Source organism: Pseudomonas fluorescens HK44 (genome assembly GCF_000217955.3).
GTDB lineage: Bacteria > Pseudomonadota > Gammaproteobacteria > Pseudomonadales > Pseudomonadaceae > Aquipseudomonas > Aquipseudomonas fluorescens_AQ.
In genome coordinates, this window is sequence record NZ_AFOY02000015.1 from 833,836 (window position 1) to 856,541 (window position 22,706).

A 22,706-nucleotide genomic window follows, 5' to 3' on the forward strand; every position below is an offset into this window, starting at 1 on the left:
GAGTGCCCGAGGGAATTATGAAAGTGCTCGTAGCGGTAAAACGCGCCATCGACCCGAACGTGAAAGTTCGTGTTAAAGGTGATGGTTCAGGCGTCGACCTGAATGGCGTAAAAATGGCCTTGAACCCTTTCTGCGAGATCGCAGTGGAAGAAGCTATTCGCCTTAAGGAAAAAGGCGTGGTTTGCGAGGTGGTGGTCGTTTCCGTCGGTACTTCTGCTGCGCAAGAACAATTACGCACGGCATTAGCGCTTGGCGCGGATCGAGCACTCCTGGTCGAAACGAGCGCGATGCTCGAGCCGCTCAACGTGGCCAAATACCTAAGCAAAGTGATCGATAACGAAAAGCCGCAATTGATCCTTTTTGGTAAACAGGCTATTGACCAGGAGAACAACCAGACCGGGCAGATGGTTGCGCAATTAATAGGTAGCGGTCAGGCCACCTTTGCCTCGGCCATCAGCTATGCCGATGGCCGATGGGTTGTTGAGCGTGAAGTCGATGGTGGCAGCCAGGTTGTGGCCCTTACGGCACCAGCAGTTGTTACCTGTGATCTGCGCCTTAATGAACCGCGCTATGCCTCGTTGCCGAACATCATGAAAGCCAAGAAAAAACCTCTCGAGGTGATTGCCGCTGATGGCTTGGGCGCGAGTGTGAGGGAGCACACCCGGCTGCTCCAGGTGGCGCCACCTCCAGTGCGAAAAGCAGGTATCAAAGTCAGTTCGGTATCTGAACTGGTGGAAAAACTGAGAAACGTGGCGGGGTTAGTTTGATGCGCACATTGGTTATAGCCGAGCACAAAGGGAGTCAACTCACGGCAGGTACGTTGAGTGCAATTACTGCTGCTATCGATCTGGGCCTTGAAACGGATTTGCTTGTGATGGGGGGGCCAGAGGCGTCAGCCGTTGTGGAACAAGCCGCGCTTACCAAGGGCCTGCATCGGGTGCTGCTCGCGCAGGATGAGATGTTCGAGAAGACTCTGGCCGAAAATGTCCAACCACTGATCACCTCGCTAGTGGGCGACATTTATACCCATGTACTGGCCGATGCGAGCAGCATGGGGCGCGATGTGTTGCCACGGGTAGCGGCCAGCCTGGATGTCGGCATGCTTTCGGATGTCATCAAAATTGTGTCGGCAGACACCTTCGAGCGACCCATTTATGCGGGCAACGCGATCGCCACCGTTCAATCCATCGATTCAGTCAAGTTGCTCACCCTCCGTGCCTCGGCTTTTACCCAAGCCTCGTCCCATCAGGATCGCTGCGATGTCATGGCCGTTAATGGGGGGCAGAGCGCAAGCACTGTTCGCTTTGTAAGCGAACAACTGACGGTTAGCGAAAGGCCTGACCTATCGAGCGCTCGTGTCGTCGTTTCCGGTGGCCGCGGGATGCAGAGCAAAGAGAATTTTGCATTGATCGAACGTGTGGCAGACAAGCTCGGTGGCGCCGTAGGTGCATCACGCGCTGCTGTGGACGCAGGTTTTGCCCCCAACGACTTGCAAGTCGGGCAGACGGGGAAAATAGTGGCACCGGATCTCTATATCGCCGCTGGAATCAGTGGCGCCATTCAACACCTGGCGGGTATGAGTGGATCAAAGGTAATCGTCGCGATCAACCAAGACGCTGAGGCGCCGATCGCACAAGTTGCAGATTACTTGCTGGTTGCGGACTTATTTGAGGCATTACCGGCGCTCGAAAAGGCATTGTGAGTGAGTTAATAACAATTCCATTGCAGAACAATGTGCGAAATTGCGTATTTGAAAGTTTAATATTGGCTTCGCCAGAGGGCGGAGGAGGGCCGAACGACAGAAATAATGATAAATGATTTTGCATAACTAGAACTTATCCAGATACAACATATTATTTTCATGATGGAAGTTGATGCTTCTGCTGTCCTGCCAATAACTATTAGTACAGTACGCGGAGATGCACATGATTACGTTATCCAGTAAAACTTGTACCGGCTGGCTTGCAGGTTTGGTTATGGCCTCCAGCAGCCTGATTGCTCAAGCCGAGGAACCCGCGCCTATCCGTATCGGCTGGGTGAACTGGTCGGATACGGAAATCGCTGTAAAGCTGGCAGACACAGCGCTGCGAGATCACCTGAAGCAACCGGTTAAATTGGTTCTGGCCGATATTGGTATTCAGTTCCAGGCACTGGCTAACGGTAATATCGACCTGATTCCTATGGTTTGGCTGCCGAGCACTCACAAGTCCTTTTATGAGAAATACCGCGACAAGCTCGAAGACTTGGGGGTGCTTTATGAAGGTCGGATTGGCATGGCGGTGCCCACTTCTATTCCTATCAGTGAAATCGCCAGTGTCGAAGACCTTAACAAGCCAGAGGTAAGAGAAAAGCTCGGCGGCAAGATCCTGACTTCCGAAGTGGGTAATGGTCAGTACAAACTTACGGAAAAGGCCATTAAAGAATATCGTCTCGATGGCTATAAGATGGTCGCTTCTTCAGAATCTGGAATGCTGAGCGAGTTGGATCGTAATCTGAAACGTGACAAGTGGTCTTTGATTAACGCATGGAGCCCGCACTGGATGTTCTCCAAGTGGTCACTGCGATATTTGGATGATCCGAAGCAGATTTTCGGAGGCGCTGAGCAAATCCACGCGGTTGCACGCATCGGTTTTAGCGCGGAACATCCCGATGTTGCTCAATTCTTCGCCAACTTCAAAATCCCTAAGGAAGTTCTGAAGTACCCACCGATTTTTGATGCCTTCTCTGCGTGAGGTTCAAAAAACGCTGATTTGGTCGAAAAGCAGACCTTTCCACTCTTTAATTCATGATTTTTCCTCTAATCGCGCTGTTTCAGGGCGATTAGCCCGCATTACAGGCGCACCTCTCCTGCATTCAACAATCGTTTTCGCACCATCCACAAGTTCGACAAGGCGAACAACGTCGTCTGTTGAGCGATGTTTTTCGTCAGACCACGAAAGCGCACTTTCGTATAGCCAAACTGGCGCTTGATCACTCGAAATGGGTGCTCAACCTTGGCTCTGACTTGCGCTTTCGCATACTCAATTCCGCGTAGCGCACTGCCGATCACCGTGTCTTTGCCATGCTCTTTGTACGAACTGGGCCGTGCAGAAATCGACCAGATCATCTTGCGATCCTGATGTTCCGGGCGCTTCTGCACCCCGGTGTAACCGGCATCGCCACAGACGTGAACCTCTTCCCCATGAAGCAGTTGATCCACTTGTGTCACGTCCGCCACGTTGGCAGGAGTACCGACCACGCTATGAACCAAGCCCGAATCCGCATCGACGCCAATGTGGGATTTCATTCCAAAATAGTACTGATTTCCTTTCTTGGTCTGATGCATCTCGGGATCGCGTTTCTTGTCTTTATTCTTGGTTGAGCTGGGGGCATGAATGATCGTCGCATCCACTATCGTTCCGTGGCGCAACATCAATCCACGCTCACCCAGATAACCGTTGATAACCTGCAAAATCCCGCCCGCCAGGTCATGCTTCTCCAGCAAGCGGCGGAAGTTGAGGATCGTGGTTTCGTCAGGAATTCGATCCAGATGCAGCCCTGCAAACTGACGCAGGATCATCGTTTCATACAGCGATTCCTCCATCGCCGGATCGCTGTAGCCGAACCAGTTCTGCATCAGATGAACCCGCAACATGGCCAGCAACGGATACGCCGGACGACCGCCTTCACCCTTTGGATAATGCGGTTCGATCAAGGCAATCAACCCCTTCCAGGGCACGACTTGATCCATCTCGATCAGGAAGCGCTCACGGCGGGTTTGCTTACGTTTGCCGGCATACTCGGCATCGGCGAAGGACATCTGTTTCATCGGGGCTCAACCGGTCGATTCGTGTGAGGGGGTATTTCACCAGAGTTGGAAGTCTTTTTCAGAGTTTCCCTAAAGCTGACCTTGAGAAAATGATGGCTACTGCGCGTGATAGCTCGGCAGACAAGGTAGTTGCAGAATACTACTCAGCCAACAAACCCCGCTTTGCAGCAATGTTTGACGGCACAACCGCTGCAACAACCGCGGGTCAGTAACGACAGCCGATTTCCTGTCGCTATTTTGCAGTTCGATGCCCTTTACGGTGAGTGAAGGGTATTGATTACTCATCTTTGGATCGGGATTTTATAAGAGTCGGTCAAATGCTTCAGAAATTATTTCTTGATATCTTATCCGGCAGCGTTTCCGACATTGCGCCAAATTCTATCGAGGCACGCACTGCATCTATAAACAATGCTCAGTGGAATATTATAAAGCCGTTGAAAGCATTAGTTCGCTACCGGGCAGTCATTTAAAGGATTAGATATGTCGATTACAACATTAGGTATAAAACTGGATGGGGAGACTCGTGCCAGGTTAAAGGCAGCGTCAGCGAAGTTTGATCGCACACCCCACTGGTTCATGAAGAAAGCGATTTTAGAGCTTGTTGAAAAGGTTGAAGCAGGGGCAAGAATTGAAGATGTTGTAGATATCGATCTTTTGGAAAAAGATTCATTGCGCCATAGTATTGCGTTGCGGCCTCACGTAGTTAGTGGTTCTTGAGCTTTGGGTCGAAGGGAATAAAAAGAACAGTCGTATGCGGGCGCGCTGTTGAATAATGTGACTCAGTGAGATTAAAGAGGGCACCGCCGTGCTTTCTAAATCTTCTGCCTAATAGATATCTTTGGAAAGGAGAGTATACGTGACAGAGTTATTTGATATTCGTCTGGCTAGCAAACAAACAGCTTTCATTGAAATTCCAGTCATAGATATATCGCTGCTCATAAACGGCGAAAATCCGCTGCAGGTGGCAAGCCAAATAGGTGATGCATGCGAAAAAGTTGGTTTTTTTATATAAAAAACCATGGCATTGACCAGCAATTAATAGATGACATGTATGCGCTTACCAAACGTTTTTTCAAGCTTCCTTATGAGGAGAAGAACAAGCTTAATGTCGTGAATTCAGGGCTTACGCTACGTGGTTATATCCCGATGTACGCGGAAAACGTAGATCCTGCTAATACACGTGATTTCAAAGAGTGTTTTGATTGCGGAGCCCATTACGATGAGGTTTCTCCATTTTTTGGTCCTAATCAAATGCCGTCTGGACTTCCGCAATTCGAGACGGTTGCCGAAGATTATCATTCCGCTGTATTGGCGCTTGCGCGAATGCTTATTGGCGGAATCGCGCTGAGTTTGGGTTTACCACAAGATTACTTTGAGCATCTGCAGCGCAAGCCCATCACTATTCAGCGAATTTTGCGTTATCCGCCCCAGATCGGAAGGGTTTCCCAAGAGGAAATCGGTATTGGAGCACACACGGACTATGGCTTCTTGACGGTCCTATCCCAAGATGCAGTTGGCGGTTTGCAAGTCAGGAATCGTGCAGGGGAGTGGGTTACCGCTCCACCAGTTGAAGGGACTTTTATCGTCAATATTGGTGATTTGGTTCAAACCCTCACCAACGATCGTTATACATCGACAATGCATCGCGTCATAAATACTAGCGGTCTAGAGCGTTATTCAATACCTTTCTTTATTGATTTGGATTTCGATGCAGTTGTTAAGCCAGTGCCAACCTGCGTGAGTGAGGCTTTACCCGCGAAGTATGAAGCGTACACTTGTGGTAAACACAAATTTAAGCGTTTCGTTGATAGCTATGCGCATCTGAAAGGCGAATAGGGAGTTTTCAATGTGCAATTGCAAGCGATGTGCAGATTGAAGAGGGTATGGCGGTAATAGTTGAGAATCTCCAAAGAGAGTGCGAGGGAATGCCTCTCTTGAATGTGGTTGATCGGTCTAAAGGCCATTAGATTTCTCGTTGCGGGCACGGCCGGAACACAAATGCTAGGCCAGGTGGCCTTAGACCTTGTAAAGCTGGGACTTAGGAGAATTTAACATTCAAGTACGAGCTATTATTTCTCCGAAAATCGTCAGTAATTCAGCGAAATCTCGTCAGCAGCGTTGCAGCCCCCAAGAATTTCCACTCGAAGGCCTGCTGGCCAACAGATTTTATTTTCGCTTTAAAATCAGTTGTATAGAAGGGTATCTGGCATCCCGTTTAATTAGCGACGCTGACAGCTTGAAGTCGGCTGTCAAGAATTTCCTCCAGACACATAATTTAACATAATATACATTATGCGTACCGTCCTATGCGGGACTGGGGGGCTCGGGTGTCGTTGTCATGTGGTCGTCAGCAGTTATCTGGACTTTTCAACGGTTCACTGGATATGTAAGAAAAACAGTGATTTATCGAGTGAAAAAACAACCATGTACGAGTAATTGCTAAATTTATCAACCGCAGCTCTCAGAAATCATCGTGTAAATCGAGCCTTTCGCATCACGTGCACGAATTTGCTTACAGACCACTTGTCGTCGTCACTTAAAAATCAGAAAAATCATCTTAAAAAATATTCTCGAAAATTCATGGGCCTAGGAAGTCACGAAAATGATTCTTCGTGGTTTAAGCATATGAAGTAATCAGTGCTGTTCCACTCAGTACATTGGACTCAAGCCATGCACTACAGTTCTCAGAAGTAATCGTGTAAAAAAATGGGAAGTAATCGTGTAAATCGAGCCTTTCGCCTCACGTTCACGGATTTGCTTACAGACCACTTGTCCGGCAATCATCAGCGCGCTGAAGGCTCTGGCGCAGCCTTTGTGACCATCATCGTTCATGATTTTACGTCCTGAGCGGCGAATCCAGAAATGTCGTCCTTGTTGAGCGTGATTGCGCACCGTATGCGGATTCGACTATTCCTTTGATTAAAGGAGCTTTTTTGGGGCCAGTTCGCTCGTTTACGGCATTACTTACGCGGCAAGCCCATCCGAAAACACGTCGCTGTGTGAAATCTGAAGCGTTCAGCGTGGGTTGGTGCGCAGATTTCAAGGGCTGCCACACATGCAAAAGCGCCGCCGGATTTACTTGCAAATACTGACGGTTTGGCGGTGAACACCTTGCGTTTGAAGGCTTTCTAGCTTTCATCCCGCCAACACTCTGGAAACTCTCCTGAATCTGGCAGATTAATAGCTCAGTAAAATGCCAATCCGGTACCGTTGTTAACCACAATTTTGACTTGTTAACTACGGTGGTTAACAAGTCAAAAAACAAGTTAACACAGTAATTCTGAACCTGCGTGTTCGCCATGATTTGCCTGGCGCGCCTAGGGAATCTCCGAACAAGTCTTCAAATGTGCTGAAATGCGCCTGACAACCTGATCCGAGCCGTCCATGAGCCAGATGAGTTTTTCCGACTTTGAGTACGCCGGTAAGCGCAAGCAAACTCGCCGCGAACGCTTTCTCGCCGAGATGGATCAGGTCGTGCCCTGGACAGGCCTGCTGGGGCTGATCGAGCCGTTCTACCCCAAGGCTGGTGGCGGTAGAAAACCCTACCCTCTGGAAACCATGCTGCGCATCCATCTGTTGCAGAACTGGTTCTCCCTGAGCGATCCAGCCATGGAAGAAGCGCTGTATGAAATCACGCCCATGCGCCAGTTCGCACACCTGACGCTCAGCGCACCGATCCCCGAAGACACCACGATCATGAACTTCCGGCACTTGCTGGAGAAGCATCAGCTCGCACCTGCGATCCTCGCGGTCATCAACGGTTATTTGCAAGAAAAAGGCCTGTCGCTACGCCAGGGCACCATCGTTGATGCAACCATTATTCATGCCCCCAGTTCCACGAAGAACGAAGAAGGCAAGCGCGATCCCGAGATGCATCAGACGAAGAAAGGTAACCAGTATTTCTTTGGGATGAAGGCCCATATTGGCGCCGATGCCGAGTCGGGGCTGGTTCATCACGTCCATGGCACCGCCGCTAATGTGGCTGATGTCACGCAGGTCGCCGAACTGCTGCATGGCGAAGAAAACGCCGTGTATGCAGACGCCGGATACACCGGTGTCGATAAGCGCGAAGAGCATGAAAATCGTGAGGTGATCTGGCAAATCGCAGCGCGCCGCAGCACCTATGCCAAGTTGAATAAACGCAGCTTGCTCTACAAGGCCAAGCGCAAGATCGAGTACTGCAAAGCTCAGACACGAGCCAAGGTCGAGCATCCGTTTCGGGTGATCAAGCGGCAGTTTGGTTACGTGAAAGTGCGCTTTCGTGGACTGATGAAAAACACAGCTCAGCTGACCACGCTGTTCGCCCTGTCAAACCTATGGATGGCTCGAAAACAGCTGATGGGTATGGGCGAGTTGGGCGCTTAACACGGAAGACCGGGCGAAAAAGCCTTCAATACACGACGCATCGGCCGCGTTTTGGCAAATAGCGGTGCGGTCGGGGGAGTTTTCGACTTGCCGCCGCCGTGCGGCAAGTTGATCGGAGCATCCCTAGGGTTTCAACGCTCCGTAATGCTGTTCCAACTCCGGGATTTGCCGCTTTGAACGGTTACGCATATCATTGCTCGCGCTGCCCTGTCAGTCGTGACTTCCGGTTTTTGGCATCCCGCGAGATTAGGGTGGATCACGCCAAAGCGCCCTGACACCGCGTGTTTAACGAAAGAGATGTACTTTTGAAGGTGGTCCACCACCAATTGCAACGTAACGACCTTTGGTAGTTGACGAAATAGGCGATGGCTAACAGTGGGATCAGTCGTCTTGCCGCCTTGCGGCAAGCACTCGACTCCACGTCGCTGCACAGGCGGTCCTGTGGGCTGGTCATTGTTGTCATGAGTCGTCCGCTATTGTTTTTTTGAGATTCGACGCGGCCGAGCATATGCCAGCGCCGTCCCTCCCGGCCAAGACCTTTAGGCCATACGTACTCATGCCAACTGAGCATACCCTGAGGCGTGACAAGTCCTCTCAATCATCCTTGCTGATGATGCCGATCAAGCATGGATGCCCATGTTGACACAGTATTTGTCATTCGCCGCAGGCTGTCCTGAAACTGCCAACTGCATATCGCGCACTGAACAAAAACAATAAGGACTGCCCATGAAAGCAAAACAGACTCGACTCCTGCTGGCACTGACTGCCTGCCTCAGCGTCCCCTTGTTCGCGACGGCAGCGTCACCTGTCAATCGAATAAGTATCAGCCAAGGGGCCATCAAGATAGAGGCTTACGAACAGGGAGCGGGCAAGGCCATCGTCATCCTGCCGTCCCTGGGGCGAGGAGCACAGGATTACGATGAAGTCGCAGGCTACCTGGCCAAGGAAGGATTCCGGGTATTGCGTCCAGAGCCACGGGGAGTGAACGGTAGCCAAGGCCCATTGAACAACCTGACGCTCCATGACTTTGCGGCTGATGTCGCCCTGTTGATGGACCATGAAAAAACCGGCCCGGCCATCGTGGTCGGTCATGCCTGGGGCAGCCAACCTGCACGCGTGCTCACCGTGGATCGCCCTGACCTGGTCAAAGGAGTGGTGATGGCGGCGGCCTCGGTAGGGAAGCTCCCTCCAGGTTTTTCGGAAAAGCCCTATGGCAGGATGGTTGAGGCCATCACCGGCTCGGGTAATTACGCCCTGCCCGAAGCACAGCGCTTGAGGTATCTGCAGCAAGCCTTTTTCGCACCCGGCAATGACCCTCATCCCTGGTTGACCGGCTGGTATGAAGCCACACACAAAGCAGAGGCACAGGCACGTGATGCAACGCCCATCGACCTGTATTGGTCGGCGGGCTCCACCGTACCGATCCTCGACCTTCAGGGCGGCGATGACGCAGTGGTTATACCCAACATTCTGAAGTCGATGCTGGGTGATCGGGTCGAGGCCAAAACCATACCGGGAGCCGGACACGCCATGGCGCCCGAACGGCCGCGAGAAATGGCACACGCCATTGCCGAGTTTGCAAAGCGTGTGTATGCCGACACACCCGTCACCGGTCAGGTGAAAGGAGGTTGAGCAATCAGCAACTGGCAAGGTCGACTATAGAGATCGAGCCGTGCCCTGCCCTGATCACTCGTCAGGCGCCAGCCAGACAGCCGCATCCTTCCAGGCCCCCTGAGTCACCAGAAACTTGAGGTGGGTGATCAGCAGCGTCTCCCAGCTGGCGGCCAGCCGGCTGGTGCGACGTCCACGCAACGTCGTCAAGGTCACAGTGGAACGAATGGCGGGACGCTCGATGGAATGGGCGACCAGCTTTTTCTGCGCGATTTCATCCTGCACCGCCGCGTTGGCCAGGATCGAGTAGCCGAGCCCTGCCTGAACCAGGCGCTTGGTCAGATCCACGCTGTCCACTTCCACTTCGATTTTCAGCCTGACGCCATTCTGTACTGCGGTCTGTTCGACCAACCGCCGGTTACTGTGCGGCAGGCTCGGCATAATCAACGGAAGATCCGCCAGTTCATGGATGCGAAACGCACGGGCCGGCTCGCCGATGGGGCCGACTACCACCATGGGCTCGCTGAACAGCGGTCGCACTTCAAAGGCTTCAAGCAGCGGCTGGTTGTAGACCACTGCCAGGTCCACCCGCCCATCCAGTATCCACTCCTGCAGAGAGCTGCTGAGCCCTTCACGGACATGCAACGAGGCCTTGGGCCATAGCTCGCGGAAGCTCCTGATCAGTTGCGGGCCGATCACAGCGCCGATTGCCGGGGGAAGACCGATTGCCAGATGCCCACGTTCCTCCTGTGCACTGTTGCGCACGTGATCGGTGGTTTCCTGCAGGTAGTGGAGCATCATTTCAGCACGCTCCAACAATCGCGCACCGGCAGCCGTCAACTCGACCCCTCGACCATGACGGGTCAGCAAGGTGACATTGAGTTGATCTTCAAGCTTGGCGATCTGCCGGCTAAGCGCAGGCTGGGCGATATACAGATCGCGCGCTGCACGGCTGAAGCTGCCCGCATGTGCCACCTGAACGAACGTGCGCAACTCTCGAATATCCACGACCCTAAACCCCATGCTTTTAAAGCATAGATTGCTATCAATAAAAGGTTTTTGTCTAGTTTTTTAGGGTTCTCTATGCTGAGCACAAATAGGAGAACAACAATGAAGAACTCCAAATGCCTGATTTCAGTCATACCGCCCTGCCCACTCTCGACAATTGCATCATGAACGGCGCGCTGTTGCTTGCGCTGATGCAACCCCCCTCCTCTCAGGAGGAGGAGTTCAACGACTGGTACGACACCGAGCACTTCCCACAGCGCCTAGTGCTGCCGGGCTTTCTCGACGGCCAGCGTTGGGTGTGTAGCGAAGGCTGGCCACGCTATCTGGCGCTCTACGAGCTTGAGAACGAAGACGTGTTGAATACTGCGCAGTACCTGAGTGTATCGGGCGCACGCTCCACACCATGGAGCCGTCGCATCTTGCCCAGAACCGTCGGTCGTCAGCGGATCGTACTCAGGACCTGCGCCGAAGCGCGCCGGCCAGGCCAGGCCGCCTCCCTCCTGTTGATGAGTTGGAACATGCCCGCTCACGTCGACATGGAAAGCTTCATCAGCACCGTTGACGCCCAGATCAACACGATAGCTGGCGTATTAACGCTGCAGTGGGGTGAAAACCTGGCGCCCCCGGTTGACCGGGGACGCAGCCTGTTTCTGATTGCGACCTTCGACTACTGCATTCAGTCAAGTGCTCTGGATGCCATGCGGCGACCACTCAATGTCGGTTGTACGCATTTCAATCTCTACCTCCCCTACTGCCGTTGATCGCCTGGAGAGCCATCCGAACAACATGTGCCTGCATACAAAAATAATGACGCCCACCGGGGCGAGGATTATCTATGAAACATTTGAAGAAGCTGCATGTACAAGTACTGGTCGCGCTGGTAGCGGCCGTGTTGCTGGGGCTACTGGCACCCACTTGGGCGATCGCCATGAAACCCCTCGGCCAGGCATTTATCGCTCTGCTGAAGATGATGCTTGCGCCCATCGTGTTTTTCACACTGGTGCACGGCCTCGCACACGTCAAGGACATGCGCAAGCTGGGTCGTCTGGGCATGAAATCCCTGCTGTACTTTGAAGTGGTCAGTACCTTGGGGATGGTCGTCGGTCTGGTGTTGGTCAACCTGATTCAGCCCGGTGCCGGGTTGCATGCTGGCAACCTCAACGAATCGGCAGAAGCCATCAAGGCTACAGCGAGTGCCGGCAGTATTTCGGTGATCGATTATCTGCTAGGTCTGATCCCACACACTCTGGTGGACGCCTTTGCCAAGGGTGACATCATCCAGGTGCTGATCATTTCGATGCTGGCTGGGTTGGCGATCAACCGAGTTGCCGGGCCCGATTCGCTGATCGTCAAAGGCATCGAAGAAGCCCAGAGCGTGTTGTTCAAAATGCTGGGCTTCATCATGAAACTGGCTCCGCTGGGTGCATTCGGTGCCATGGCCGCAGCGGTGGGCAGTTACGGCGGCGCCACGCTGCTCTACCTGCTGAAGTTGATTGCCGTCTATTACGCAGCCTCGCTGTTTTTCGTGTTCGGGGTGCTGGGTACCATCAGTTGGTCCATCGGCCTGCCGTTCTGGACTGTCCTGAAAGTAATCCGCGAAGAGGTACTGTTGGTGCTGGGCACTGCCTCTGGTGAAGTCGCGTTCCCGAGACTGCTGGAAAAACTAAAGCGTACCGGCTGCGACGAGGTGGTAGTGGGCTTCGTACTGCCTGCTGGCTACAGCTTCAATCTGGACGGCACGTCCATCTATATGGCCGTCGCCATCGGTTTCATTGCCCAGGCCACCGACACGCCGTTCTCGATCTGGCAGCAGATCGGACTGCTGGCGATTCTCAGCCTGACCTCAAAGGGCGGGACCACGGTGGCCGGCGGCGCCTTCATCAAGCTGGCAGCTACCCTGCAATCGGTGCAAAGCCTGCCCTTGGGTGGCTTGGGCCTGTTGTTTGGTATTGACCGGATGATGGCCACGGCAACCGCCCTGGTGAACATCGTCGGCAACACCATTGCCGTGTACGCCATCGCTCGCTGGGAAGGCGCCTTCGATGTCGACGCATTCAAACGCGAGACTGGACGCAGCGCCGGTAAGTGCCTGCTACGTGCACCGTCCGAGACTGCCGTACCACCCTGCGCAGATCGCCAACTCCATTCTCAGAATCTTTGATCAGGAATCCGACCATGAATCGTTTGAAAGCGATAGACCCCGACCATCTGAATCAAGCCCAGCGAGTTATCTACGACGCCATCGCGACCGGCCCGCGAAAAGGCGTGCGTGGGCCACTCGCCATCTGGCTACACCGCCCGGAGCTGGCCCAGTGCGCACAAAGCCTTGGTCGTTACTGCCGTTACGACAGTAGCCTGGAGCCCCGCCTTTCGGAGCTGGCCATCCTGCTGCTCGGCCGCCACTGGCTGGCCGAGTACGAGTGGGCCGCCCATAAGCCGTTTGCCCTGGAGGCCGGCCTGTCCCCTGCCGTGATCGATGCTATTCGCGATGACCGGCAACCGGCTTTCGAGCACGAAGACGAAGCCCTGGTGTACGCCTTCATCCGCCAGTTGCATGACACACGCCAGGTCGACGACCACCTGTACCAGGACATCAGCCGCGTACTGGGCGAAACCGCCGTGGTCGATCTGGTAGGCATCGCCGGCTACTACACGCTGATTTCCATGACCATCAAGGTGTTCGAGGTGCCGCCACCGGTTGGTGTGGCCCCTGAACTTCCCACCCGTCTTTCCTGAGGATGCAAGCATGACTGAACTGAATACTTCGAACACCCGCCTGCAAGGTAAGGTTGCCATAGTCACTGGCGCCGGCTGCGTAGGGCCTGGCTGGGGCAACGGTCGCGCCGTGGCGGTACTGTTCGCCCAGGCCGGCGCCAAAATCTTTGCGGTCGACAAGAACCTTGATGCCATGGAGGAAACCATCCGCCGCATCAAGGACATCGGAGGGGACGTCGTGTCGTTCGCCTGCGATGTCACCAACGGTGAATCCGTCGCCGCGATGGTTGCTACCTGCAAGGAGACCTACGGGCAGGTGGATATTCTGGTCAATAACGTTGGTGGCTCTTCAGCCGGCGGTGCCGTGGCGCTGGACGAGGACAAGTGGGACGCGCAGATCGCCTTGAACCTCAAGAGCGTATACCTGACTTGCAAGCATGTGCTGCCCATCATGGAAGCTCAGGGCAGTGGCTCGATCATCAACACCGCCTCGACTTCCGGCATCCGCTGGACCGGTTCGGCCCAGGTGGCCTATGCCGCCAGCAAGGCCGGTGTGATTCAGCTATCGCGAGTGACAGCGGTCGAATACGCCAAGAAAGGCATCCGCGTGAACACTGTCGTCCCCGGCCAATTGCACACCCCGATGGTGGAAGTACGCCTGGCCGGACAACGTACCGGCGGTGACATCGACAAGCTGCTCGATAGCCGCCTGGCACGAATTCCCCTGGGCTTCATGGGCGATGGCCGGGATACCGCCAACGCGGCGCTATTTCTGGCCAGCGATGAATCCCGTTTCGTTACCGGTACCGAAATCGTCGTCGACGGCGGCATGACCGCCCGCTGCGACTGACCTGCACGCCCGGCCTTCATTGGCAGGGCTTTTCCTGATTCGAGCTGATGATCATGCACACACTCCTTCCAGCAGGCGCGTGGGACTGCCATACCCACATCTACGGTCCGTGGGATCAATTCCCGCTGCCGGCCAACGCCGCCTACCACCCTGCGCCCGCGCCGTTCGAGGCGTTGCTTGAACTGCATCGAAGCCTGGGCATCGAACACGGGGTGCTGGTACAGGCCGCGCCTTATGGCACCGACCATTGCGCCATCCTCTCTGCCATTGCCGCCAGCAAAGGGCGGTATCGTGGCATTGGGTTGATCGACGACACCACCACCGATGATCAGCTCCAGGCGCTGCATGAGGGTGGACTGCGAGGCATCCGTTTCAACTTGATGGGACATCTTCCCGGCAACCGTGACCCGGAGTATCTGCGCCGACTTGCCGAACGCGTCGCCCCCTTGGGCTGGCACGTACTCCTGCACGGTGAAACTGACGTTCTGCTGCCCGTGCTCGACGCCTGGAAAACCTTGCGCACGCCACTGATCATCGACCATATGGCGCGCCTGGATCTGAGCAAGCCGGTCGAAGAGGCTCCGCTCAAGGCACTGGAACAGCATCTGAAACGACCGGACCGCTGGATCAAGGTGTCGGGCATCGACCGCGCAATGCAAGGCGCAGCAGGTCCTTGGCCACAAGGCCTGTCCTGGGTTCGGCGTTTCCTCGAATGCGCTCCGGACAGGACGATCTGGGGTTCTGACTGGCCACATCCGAACGTCAAGGGCGATGTACCCGACGACGCCCTGTTGCTGGACTTCGTGCTCCAGACCTGTGCCGACCCAACGGTAGCGCAGGCGGTTCTGGTTACCAATCCAAACACCCTGTATCGCTGAAGCCCACCTTCTGGAGAAACTGCCCGTGCCCGACTTTCCCTGGCAACCCAGCCTGCGAACCCCCGACCCCGCCGTCCGCGAACTCGACCCGCGTTTCAGCCATTATCGGCTGGCGCATGCCAAGGTTGAGCGCGTCGCGGGCGGCCTGCGTTGGGCCGAAGGGCCGGTGTGGTTCGGTGACGCTCGCCATGTGCTGTTCACGGACTTGCCCAACGACCGGATCCTCAAGTGGGACGAACAAAGCGGCGCGCTCAGTGTGTTCCGCTACCCTTCGGACCAGGCCAATGGCATGACACGCGACCGCCAGGGCCGCCTGATCGTCTGCGAACACGGAGGCCGCAGGGTCACCCGTACCGAATACGACGGCAGCCAGACGGTGCTAGCCAACCATTTCAAGGGGCTGCCGCTCAACTCCCCCAATGATGTGGTGGTTAAGTCCGACGACTCCATCTGGTTCACCGACCCACCTTTCGGGTTGGCAAGCGATTACATGGGGCAAAAGGGTTGCGCGCAACTCCCTGCCAACATCTATCGCATCGACCCGCTCAGTGGCGAGTTGAGCTGTGTCGCAGAAGACGTGCAAGGGCCCAACGGACTGGCATTTTCACCGGACGAAAAAATCCTGTACGTCGTCGAATCCCGCGCGCGGCCTCGCACCATCAAGACCTTCAACGTCACCGAAGGCCAGGTACTCGATGCCGGAAAAGTGCTGATCGATGCCGGCGTCGGCACGCCGGACGGCTTTCGTATCGATGTAGATGGCAACCTCTGGTGTGGCTGGGGTACCGGCGAGGCTGGCCTGGACGGTGTGCGCATATTCGCCCCGGACGGCACCGCCATCGGTCATATCGACTTACCGGAGCGCTGCGCCAACTTGTGCTTCGGTGGCCCCAAGCGCAACCGACTGCTGATGGCTTCTACGACCTCACTTTATTCGCTTTACGTGAATACCCACGGAGCCACCTGAGACGTGTCGACCGTTGATCTGCAACCCCCCAAAAAAAAGGTACAGTCGTGAAAAAAACAACAAAAGCGTCGCTTATGGTATCCGCAGGCCTCAGCAGTCTGCTTGTCGTCAGCTCCCAACTGCAGGCAGCCGAGTTGCACATCATTGCCACCGGCGCACTCAGGGGTGCCATGCAACACCTGCAGCCAGCCTACGAGAAAGCCAGCGGCAACAAGCTGCTGATCAGTTGGGGCCCATCGATGGGCGAGTCGCCAGATTCGATCCCTCAGCGGGTGTTGCACAAAGAGCCCATGGATTTGGCGATCATGGCCGCCGAAACACTGGACCAACTCTCAGGTACTGGCTCATTCGAAATGGCCACTCGTACCCAGATTGCCTCCTCTCGGATCGGAGTTGGCGTACCCAAGGGCCAGCCAAAGCCTGATGTTTCATCGGTGGATGCTCTGCGTCAGTCGCTCCTGAACGCCAAGCGGGTCGCGTATTCGCAAGGCGCCAGCGGCGTCTACATCTCGACGACCCTGTTCAATGAGCTCGGCATCAGCGAACAGATGAAATCGAAAAGTGTCGTGATCGAAGGCAAGGAACTGGTAGGGACAGCCTTGGCTCGCGGCGATGCCGAACTGGGTATGCAGCAAGTCAGCGAGTTGAAAGTGACCCCCGGTGTCGACTTCGTCGGCCCGCTACCCGACAAGGTACAAAAGATCAGCCTGTTCACGGCAGTGGTGGCCAAACAATCGACTCAATCGGCCGCAGCCAAATCCTTCATCGAATACCTGACCAGTAAGCCGGCCATTCAGTTGCTTGAAGAGAGCGGCCTGGAACCCGGCAAGACCCTTTGATTTTTTCAACAACACCGGAGAATAACAATGAAAAAATTCGCATTGAACCTCTGCGCGGCGGCCATGCTGACAGCCTGCGCCAGCGCATTTGCCACCCCAGCCCTGCAACAAGACGTGATCAAGTACGACAACGTACAGATCGACGTAACGTCCCAAGGTAAGGGCCCCGTCATTGTCATGCTGCCCTCCCTCGGTCGCTCGGGACGTGACTACGACCAGGTGGCGGCGGATCTGCAGGCTAAGGGTTTCCGGGTGGTACGCCCTGAACCTCGCGGCATCGGCAAAAGCGTCGGTCCTATGGAAAACCTCTCCGTTCATGATTTTGCCAAGGACGTCGCCGCCGTCGTCGAGCATGAAAAGTCTGGGCCTGTGGTGGTAGTCGGTCATGCCTGGGGCAACTTCCCGGCGCGTCAGCTGGCCGCTGATCGTCCAGACCTGGTACGCGGTGTTGTGTTGGCTGCCGCTTCGGCTGGCAAGGTACCACCAGGTTCGACAGAAAAGCCCATCGGTCCGGAAATGCGCAAGGCCATCGATGGTGCCGGCGACCTGTCCCTGCCCAAGGAGCAGCGCCTGATCTACCTCAAGCAAGCGTTCTTTGCGCTGGGCAATGATCCGACTGGCTGGCTCGACGGCTGGCACGAAGCGACGCACGAAGCTGAATCCCATGCGCGCAACACCACTCCGGTGGACGACTATTTTGCCGCTGGCAAGGCGCCGATTCTTGACCTGCAGGGCGAGGCCGACGCTGTTGCGCCTCGCCGCTTCTCGCAGGTACTGAAGAACATGCTCGGGGACCGGGTTTCGGTGGTCGTACTGAAAAATGCCGGCCACGCCATGGCTCCCGAACAACCTCAAGCCATGGCGGATGCAATCGCTTCCTTTGCCAGCAAGACCTACGACCTGAAAACCGAATAACCCATACCAACAACCAGGCGCGGCGCCGTTCAAGGCGCGCGCCTGATCATCCTTCAGGACTACCGTGACAATATCCGCGTGCCCGCAACCCAAGAAATGGCCTGAGCCGATCAGAGCCCTGGCGCACAAGAACTTTCAAATCTATTTTCTCGGTCAAGGCGTCTCCACACTGGGCAAGTGGATGCAACAGGTCGCCCTGGCCTGGCTAGCCTATCACCTGAGCGGTTCGGCAGTGCTCCTGGGCACCATCACTTTTCTGGCCCTGCTGCCGCAATTGATCCTTGGACCTGTGGCCGGTGCCTGGATGGACCGTCATGACAAACGAAAGCTGTTGATGCTGGTCCAGATCCTTTTATCTGTGCAATCGGCGAGCATGGCAGCGCTGACCTGGCTGCACTGGATGAGCAGCGAAATCATCGTGCTCATGGCTCTGTTGCTGGGCCTGTTGAACGCAGTTGAAACGCCGTTGCGCCAAGCCCTGATCGGCAACTTTGTCGACGACCGCAGCGACCTGCCAAATGCACTCGTTTTGAACTCAACGCTGATCAACGCTTCGCGCTTCGTCGGCCCGCCGCTGGCTGGGTGGCTGATACATTGGAGTGGTGAGTTCAGCTGTTTCCTGCTCAACTCCCTTGCCTTTGCTGCGCTTCTGCTCGGCTTACTGAGAGTCAAAAGCCCCTCCTCCCGAAGAGCTCTGGGATCGACCCAGGAGATTTTCCGAGAGGGTCTTGGATATCTCTGGAACACACACAGTGTTCGCCAGGTTTTGCTCAGCGTGGTAACGGTCAATCTTCTAGCGTCTTGCTACAGCGTCCTGTTACCCATTTTGGCCAAATTAGGTTTCCCGGCACCGCGTGGTAATTGAAATACCCACTGACCACTCGGTTTAGCCATTGCCCTTGAACCCGGATGGGCTCATGACGTCGACGTTTCAGCTCATCCCGGATGACCAGCAGCGTTGCACGCATTCGCTTCTTGACCGTCAGACGCAGTATTTGAAAACCACCGATCCTGTTGGTACTACAACAGTGTGTGAAGCCTAGGAAGTCAAACGTCTCCGGTTTACCCAAGCCTCGGTCTCTACGATTTCTCGCAGCGAAACGACCAAACTGAATCAGCCGTGTCTTCGAAGCATTAAGCGATAAACCGAACCTGGCCAGTCGTTCTCGTAATTGCTGCAAGAATTGCTGGGCCTGCGATTTCAACCTGAAACCCACAACACTGTCGTCCGCGTAGCGCACAACGATGACATCGCCACGGGCGTGGCGCTCGCGCCACTGCCTTGCCCACAGATCCAGCACGTAGTGGAGATAGATATTCGCCAGTAACGGAGATATCACTGCGCCTTGGGGAGTCCCCTTGGCCGCAGCCACCCTACGGCCTTCCTCCATTATTCCCGCCTGAAGCCATTTGCAGATAAGTCCGAGCAGGCGCCGATCTGCAATTCGGTGTCCCAGAAACATCAGCATCCATTCATGGTCGATCTCATCAAAGAACGACGTGATATCCGCATCCAATATCCAGTTCACCTTCTGGCCCTTGAGCGCGACCGTTAATGCATCCAGCGCATCGTGCTGGCTACGTCCCGGCCGAAACCCATACGAGAATCCTAGAAAGTCTTCTTCATAGATCGCATTCAGAACAGTGGCAACTGCTTGTTGTACGATCTTATCCTCCAGAGAGGCAATGCCCAGCGGGCGCAGCCTACCGTCGGCTTTGGGAATATAGACCCGTCGCGACGGCGTTGCCCGATAGGCACCACTATGAAGCCGTGCGTGCAAGTCACCTACCCGCTGGAGAAGACCTTCTTCGTACTCTCGCCACGACATGCCGTCCACGCCCACCGCTGCATCCCGGCGCAGGGCATAAAAGCTCTGCGCCAGTAATTGCGGTGTAACGTGGTGCAGCAAAGCCGTGAACTGCATGCCCTTATTCCTTCGGGCTGCTTCACGTACACCGTCAAGTCCCATCGACGCGCAACTGATCCGGCTCTGTGTCCGGGGCGCGGGGGAAGTGTTGGTGTTTCCCTTGGCTACGTCCCTTTCCTCCACCCTCTCCGCAGGGCTTGGCCCCTTGTTCGACGGTTTCTCAGGTACTACGGACGTATCCGACTTCTCAACAACGTAGACAGCAGGGTTACGGCTTTTGGCCTTTCCTGCTCCGCCCGGTGCTTGCGCACCGGGCATTGCCGAGATCTCCCAGTTTCTGTGCGAAGGACTTCCCGACGTGCACAGGGTCTCCGACCGCGCGGGATCAGAGCATGACTGGCGTATAACGCCATGCTCCGTATTGCCTTCTGCTTCGCATAACAGCATCGGCATCCCGGATTCCTGATTACGCGGCTCAATGGCTGGCCCATCGGTTTCCCCTGTCAACGCTTCACCCTGCACCTCACGGTGCAACATGCATGACTCAGGGTCTGGTTGATTCGCCATTTCTTACCAGTATCGAACTTTCATCGACTATCCTCCGCCAGCTTTAACTGGCGCACTATGCGTCCGGCCAAGTCATCTACCCGGCCCTGAAATGCCAAGACATGGAGTGCACTTAAATTTAAGTGGGCACCAGTTCTAGCCTTTTAAGCGGGTTAACCTGCTCGATTCAAATGAGAACGCCCCCTAGGATCAGTGCGACAAGGACAGCTTGCTGCTACGTCATACCAGCTTGAATCGGCTCACCATGGTTTGCAATTCGCCACCCAAACGGGCCAGATCACTGCTGGCCGCATAAGATTCTTCGGCGGCTGCAGCAGATTGCTCAGCGACATCACGTATACTTGCAACGCTACGATTGATCTCTTCGGCCACCGAACTTTGTTGTTCGGCAGCTGTAGCAATCTGCAGATTCATCTGCTGAATACTCGACACAGCGGTGTTAATCGTTTCCAGTACCGCACCTGCTTCCTTGGCCGACCCCACCGTATTGCCTGCTTCGACACGGCTCATGCCCATCATTTCTACCGCACCTTGCGCTCCAATTTGCAAGGTACCGATCAGGCCTTCAATTTGCGCAGTTGATTCCTGGGTTCGACGGGCCAACGCACGAACTTCGTCAGCTACGACGGCAAAACCTCGACCGGCATCACCAGCGCGCGCGGCTTCGATAGCAGCATTGAGGGCGAGCAGATTGGTCTGGTCGGCGATACTTTTGATCACATCCAATACCGTGCCGATGTTGGCGCTGTCGTGGCTCAGGCGCTCAATAGACTCAGCAGAATGCTCCACGGTCATTGCCAGTCTTTCGATGTGTTCTATAGTCTGCTGAACCACGAAAGTGCCCTGTTGCGCTTGTCGGTCAGCCTGATCGGCCGAGCAGACCGCGGTTTCGGCGCTGCGCGCCACATCTTGTACGGTGGCGGCCATTTCGTTCATGGCCGTGGCGACCTGTTCGGTTTCCAGCTTCTGCTGGGTAATACCCGCACTGCTCTGTTGGGTGACTGCCGACATTTCCTTGGCAGCGGTCGCCAGTTGTTCAATGCTGCCTCTGAGGGCAGTGAGCAAGGTGCGCAGGCTCAGCGTCATGGCCTGCATGGCTTGCATCAGCATACCCAACTCGTCTTTACGGTCGCTGCGGATGTCTTCAGAAAGGTCGCCGTCAGCCACTTTACGGGCCAGACCCACCACTCGTTGCAGCGGCACGACGATCATTTGGGCAATCAGTATGGCTGCCAGCAGACCAACGATGAAGCCCGCCAAGGTCGCACCACCCAACATGGTTTTGGCTTTGCTGGCTTCGGTTTCGAGGATTTTCAGTTGCAGATTCACAGCGTCATTAGACGCAGCCGCGGCCTGTGTTGCCCGCTCATTCATTTCAGCTTCGGTCGTTTTCAGCTTGAAAAGGCTTTGCTGCAGCTCGCCGAAATCCGCCTGGTAGCGTAAGAGCTGGCGGAGTGCGACATCGATGTTGCCTTGGCTGGCAGGGTCGATCAGGCTATTGCGCAATTGCTTGCCGGACTTGTTCAGTTTTTCGAAATGGGCCAGTAAAAGGTCGGCATACTGCTGCTCACCGCGCAGAATGAAGTCTTTTTCACGATGGCGTGCACTGAGTACTTCCTTGGTCAGGTCGCTGGCCTGGCGAGCAAACTCCAGCGAGCGAAGACTGTTTTCATCACCGTTTTCGCGAATCTCGCTGACCGCTGTCGCCGCGAGGCTGGCCTCCAGCTCATCGAATTGTTTCACGGCCTCCTGCGCCGAATCTTCCATGGCTGTTTGTGTTGCACGATTTTGTATTGATGCCCGGCTGAGCTCGAGTAATTTATCCTGGTAGCGGTTGACGTCCTGACTGACCTGTTTCATCAGTGTGACGGTCTCCGGGATACGCATGATTTTCAGGTTCTCAGCAGCGATCTGCTTGATCTCGTGGATGGTGGCTACGGCGCTTTGGATGTAACTGTCATCACCGCTGATAATGAAGTTCTTCTCGTTTTGCCGCACCTGGTAGAGCTTGGTGTCGATGTCGTTGACCTTGAGCAGTGTGTCAATGCGCTTGAGCGTGCTCTCAAGGGCACTGAAGCTGACCAGAGCTACCAGTAGACTGATCAGCAGCACCACGCTGAAGCCTGTGAGAAGTTTTTTACGCACACTCATATCAAGGAAAAAGGTGGCGGAAGCAGAGGCCATGGTCAGATCCTTTGTGGACACATTTATAGTTTTGGTGAGGCGCCGATACAGAAGACCAGCAATCAGGACGGCGGCCGGCAAAATTAGCTAGACGCACTATTTGCCTTCATCTGCCAGCAGAGCGCTCTGCA

20 protein-coding genes and 2 pseudogenes are annotated in these 22,706 nt (G+C 55.1%); 17 read left to right on the forward strand and 5 right to left on the reverse strand.

Features of this window, described 5'->3' with window-relative positions:
- Window positions 1-17: 17 nt before the first annotated feature.
- The 3 genes from HK44_RS16525 to HK44_RS16535 all read left to right on the forward strand — a co-directional run bounded on the left by HK44_RS16525 (window position 18) and on the right by HK44_RS16535 (window position 2,732).
- Entirely contained in the window at window positions 18-767 is a 750-nt protein-coding gene (locus HK44_RS16525; protein ID WP_019690388.1) for an electron transfer flavoprotein subunit beta/FixA family protein, read from the forward strand.
- The gene (locus HK44_RS16530; RefSeq protein WP_019690387.1) at window positions 767-1,702 is read left to right on the forward strand and encodes an electron transfer flavoprotein subunit alpha/FixB family protein; all 936 of its coding nucleotides are present in this window, start codon (window positions 767-769) and stop codon (window positions 1,700-1,702) included. The genes HK44_RS16525 and HK44_RS16530 overlap by 1 nt, the downstream gene beginning before the upstream one ends.
- Window positions 1,703-1,925: 223 nt before the next feature.
- Complete coding sequence (locus HK44_RS16535) at window positions 1,926-2,732, forward strand: glycine betaine ABC transporter substrate-binding protein (RefSeq protein WP_024265002.1); 807 nt, start codon at window positions 1,926-1,928, stop codon at window positions 2,730-2,732.
- Window positions 2,733-2,830: 98 nt separating this feature from the next.
- On the opposite strand, the gene HK44_RS16540 is transcribed toward HK44_RS16535, so the two are convergent.
- Window positions 2,831-3,808, reverse strand: a complete 978-nt coding sequence (locus HK44_RS16540) for an IS5 family transposase (RefSeq protein WP_024264756.1) — start codon at window positions 3,806-3,808, stop codon at window positions 2,831-2,833.
- Window positions 3,809-4,288: 480 nt separating this feature from the next.
- On the opposite strand from HK44_RS16540, the gene HK44_RS16545 reads away from it, so the two are divergent.
- From HK44_RS16545 to HK44_RS29815, 3 genes and pseudogenes are all read left to right on the forward strand, one after another.
- On the forward strand, window positions 4,289-4,525 hold the full coding sequence (locus HK44_RS16545) for a hypothetical protein (protein ID WP_019690385.1): 237 nt from the start codon (window positions 4,289-4,291) through the stop codon (window positions 4,523-4,525).
- Window positions 4,526-4,769: 244 nt separating this feature from the next.
- Window positions 4,770-5,008, forward strand: a pseudogene (locus HK44_RS29810) (2-oxoglutarate and iron-dependent oxygenase domain-containing protein); the annotation flags it as partial.
- Window positions 5,009-5,131: 123 nt separating this feature from the next.
- Entirely contained in the window at window positions 5,132-5,644 is a 513-nt protein-coding gene (locus tag HK44_RS29815; protein ID WP_242031576.1) for an isopenicillin N synthase family dioxygenase, read from the forward strand.
- Between the two features lie 813 nt (window positions 5,645-6,457).
- Here HK44_RS29815 and HK44_RS16555 read toward each other — a convergent pair.
- The gene (locus HK44_RS16555) at window positions 6,458-6,640 is read right to left on the reverse strand and encodes a hypothetical protein (protein ID WP_141651722.1); all 183 of its coding nucleotides are present in this window, start codon (window positions 6,638-6,640) and stop codon (window positions 6,458-6,460) included.
- A gap of 552 nt (window positions 6,641-7,192) precedes the next feature.
- Between HK44_RS16555 and HK44_RS16560 the strand changes: the two genes are divergently transcribed.
- The gene (locus HK44_RS16560) at window positions 7,193-8,173 is read left to right on the forward strand and encodes an IS5 family transposase (protein ID WP_024265003.1); all 981 of its coding nucleotides are present in this window, start codon (window positions 7,193-7,195) and stop codon (window positions 8,171-8,173) included.
- Between the two features lie 726 nt (window positions 8,174-8,899).
- Window positions 8,900-9,805 (forward strand): alpha/beta fold hydrolase, encoded by a 906-nt coding sequence (locus tag HK44_RS16565; protein WP_019690382.1) that lies wholly within the window; start codon window positions 8,900-8,902, stop codon window positions 9,803-9,805.
- Between the two features lie 54 nt (window positions 9,806-9,859).
- Here the strand turns inward: HK44_RS16565 and HK44_RS16570 are convergent, their stop codons facing one another.
- Entirely contained in the window at window positions 9,860-10,792 is a 933-nt protein-coding gene (locus HK44_RS16570; RefSeq protein ID WP_033865468.1) for a LysR family transcriptional regulator, read from the reverse strand.
- A 116-nt stretch (window positions 10,793-10,908) separates the two neighbouring features.
- Between HK44_RS16570 and HK44_RS16575 the strand changes: the two genes are divergently transcribed.
- From HK44_RS16575 to HK44_RS16615, 9 genes and pseudogenes are all read left to right on the forward strand, one after another.
- Complete coding sequence (locus tag HK44_RS16575) at window positions 10,909-11,553, forward strand: DUF4286 family protein (RefSeq protein ID WP_019690380.1); 645 nt, start codon at window positions 10,909-10,911, stop codon at window positions 11,551-11,553.
- Window positions 11,554-11,627: 74 nt separating this feature from the next.
- A complete protein-coding gene (locus tag HK44_RS16580) occupies window positions 11,628-12,953 on the forward strand; it encodes a C4-dicarboxylate transporter DctA (protein WP_019690379.1) in 1,326 nt (441 codons plus the stop codon).
- 14 nt (window positions 12,954-12,967) lie between these two features.
- Window positions 12,968-13,528 (forward strand): carboxymuconolactone decarboxylase family protein, encoded by a 561-nt coding sequence (locus HK44_RS16585; RefSeq protein ID WP_019690378.1) that lies wholly within the window; start codon window positions 12,968-12,970, stop codon window positions 13,526-13,528.
- Window positions 13,529-13,538: 10 nt separating this feature from the next.
- Window positions 13,539-14,357, forward strand: coding sequence for an SDR family NAD(P)-dependent oxidoreductase (locus tag HK44_RS16590; protein WP_019690377.1), 819 nt, complete (start codon window positions 13,539-13,541; stop codon window positions 14,355-14,357).
- 53 nt (window positions 14,358-14,410) lie between these two features.
- Window positions 14,411-15,235: an amidohydrolase family protein gene (locus HK44_RS16595; protein ID WP_031319513.1), complete on the forward strand. Its 825-nt coding sequence runs from the start codon at window positions 14,411-14,413 to the stop codon at window positions 15,233-15,235.
- Between the two features lie 25 nt (window positions 15,236-15,260).
- On the forward strand, window positions 15,261-16,202 hold the full coding sequence (locus HK44_RS16600; protein WP_019690375.1) for an SMP-30/gluconolactonase/LRE family protein: 942 nt from the start codon (window positions 15,261-15,263) through the stop codon (window positions 16,200-16,202).
- Window positions 16,203-16,276: 74 nt separating this feature from the next.
- Window positions 16,277-17,041 (forward strand): substrate-binding domain-containing protein, encoded by a 765-nt coding sequence (locus tag HK44_RS16605; protein WP_019690374.1) that lies wholly within the window; start codon window positions 16,277-16,279, stop codon window positions 17,039-17,041.
- Between the two features lie 27 nt (window positions 17,042-17,068).
- Window positions 17,069-17,956: an alpha/beta fold hydrolase gene (locus HK44_RS16610; protein WP_019690373.1), complete on the forward strand. Its 888-nt coding sequence runs from the start codon at window positions 17,069-17,071 to the stop codon at window positions 17,954-17,956.
- Between the two features lie 109 nt (window positions 17,957-18,065).
- Window positions 18,066-18,800 (forward strand): annotated as a pseudogene (locus HK44_RS16615) (MFS transporter); the annotation flags it as partial.
- Here the strand turns inward: HK44_RS16615 and ltrA are convergent.
- Complete coding sequence (ltrA, locus tag HK44_RS16620) at window positions 18,742-19,881, reverse strand: group II intron reverse transcriptase/maturase (protein ID WP_019690371.1); 1,140 nt, start codon at window positions 19,879-19,881, stop codon at window positions 18,742-18,744. The pseudogene HK44_RS16615 and the gene ltrA sit on opposite strands and share 59 nt — an antisense overlap.
- A 729-nt stretch (window positions 19,882-20,610) precedes the next feature.
- Entirely contained in the window at window positions 20,611-22,575 is a 1,965-nt protein-coding gene (locus HK44_RS16625; RefSeq protein ID WP_019690370.1) for a HAMP domain-containing methyl-accepting chemotaxis protein, read from the reverse strand.
- Window positions 22,576-22,706: the final 131 nt, after the last annotated feature.

Bases quoted from the DNA above. Each gene is read 5' to 3' on its own strand.
- HK44_RS16525 (WP_019690388.1), top strand. From the start codon at position 18: ATGAAAGTGCTCGTAGCGGTAAAACGCGCCATCGACCCGAACGTGAAA.
- HK44_RS16530 (WP_019690387.1), top strand. From the start codon at position 767: ATGCGCACATTGGTTATAGCCGAGCACAAAGGGAGTCAACTCACGGCA.
- HK44_RS16535 (WP_024265002.1), top strand. From the start codon at position 1,926: ATGATTACGTTATCCAGTAAAACTTGTACCGGCTGGCTTGCAGGTTTG.
- HK44_RS16540 (WP_024264756.1), bottom strand. From the start codon at position 3,808: ATGAAACAGATGTCCTTCGCCGATGCCGAGTATGCCGGCAAACGTAAG.
- HK44_RS16545 (WP_019690385.1), top strand. From the start codon at position 4,289: ATGTCGATTACAACATTAGGTATAAAACTGGATGGGGAGACTCGTGCC.
- HK44_RS29815 (WP_242031576.1), top strand. From the start codon at position 5,132: ATGCTTATTGGCGGAATCGCGCTGAGTTTGGGTTTACCACAAGATTAC.
- HK44_RS16555 (WP_141651722.1), bottom strand. From the start codon at position 6,640: ATGAACGATGATGGTCACAAAGGCTGCGCCAGAGCCTTCAGCGCGCTG.
- HK44_RS16560 (WP_024265003.1), top strand. From the start codon at position 7,193: ATGAGCCAGATGAGTTTTTCCGACTTTGAGTACGCCGGTAAGCGCAAG.
- HK44_RS16565 (WP_019690382.1), top strand. From the start codon at position 8,900: ATGAAAGCAAAACAGACTCGACTCCTGCTGGCACTGACTGCCTGCCTC.
- HK44_RS16575 (WP_019690380.1), top strand. From the start codon at position 10,909: ATGCCTGATTTCAGTCATACCGCCCTGCCCACTCTCGACAATTGCATC.
- HK44_RS16580 (WP_019690379.1), top strand. From the start codon at position 11,628: ATGAAACATTTGAAGAAGCTGCATGTACAAGTACTGGTCGCGCTGGTA.
- HK44_RS16585 (WP_019690378.1), top strand. From the start codon at position 12,968: ATGAATCGTTTGAAAGCGATAGACCCCGACCATCTGAATCAAGCCCAG.
- HK44_RS16590 (WP_019690377.1), top strand. From the start codon at position 13,539: ATGACTGAACTGAATACTTCGAACACCCGCCTGCAAGGTAAGGTTGCC.
- HK44_RS16595 (WP_031319513.1), top strand. From the start codon at position 14,411: ATGCACACACTCCTTCCAGCAGGCGCGTGGGACTGCCATACCCACATC.
- HK44_RS16605 (WP_019690374.1), top strand. From the start codon at position 16,277: ATGGTATCCGCAGGCCTCAGCAGTCTGCTTGTCGTCAGCTCCCAACTG.
- HK44_RS16610 (WP_019690373.1), top strand. From the start codon at position 17,069: ATGAAAAAATTCGCATTGAACCTCTGCGCGGCGGCCATGCTGACAGCC.
- ltrA (WP_019690371.1), bottom strand. From the start codon at position 19,881: ATGCAGTTCACGGCTTTGCTGCACCACGTTACACCGCAATTACTGGCG.
- HK44_RS16625 (WP_019690370.1), bottom strand. From the start codon at position 22,575: ATGGCCTCTGCTTCCGCCACCTTTTTCCTTGATATGAGTGTGCGTAAA.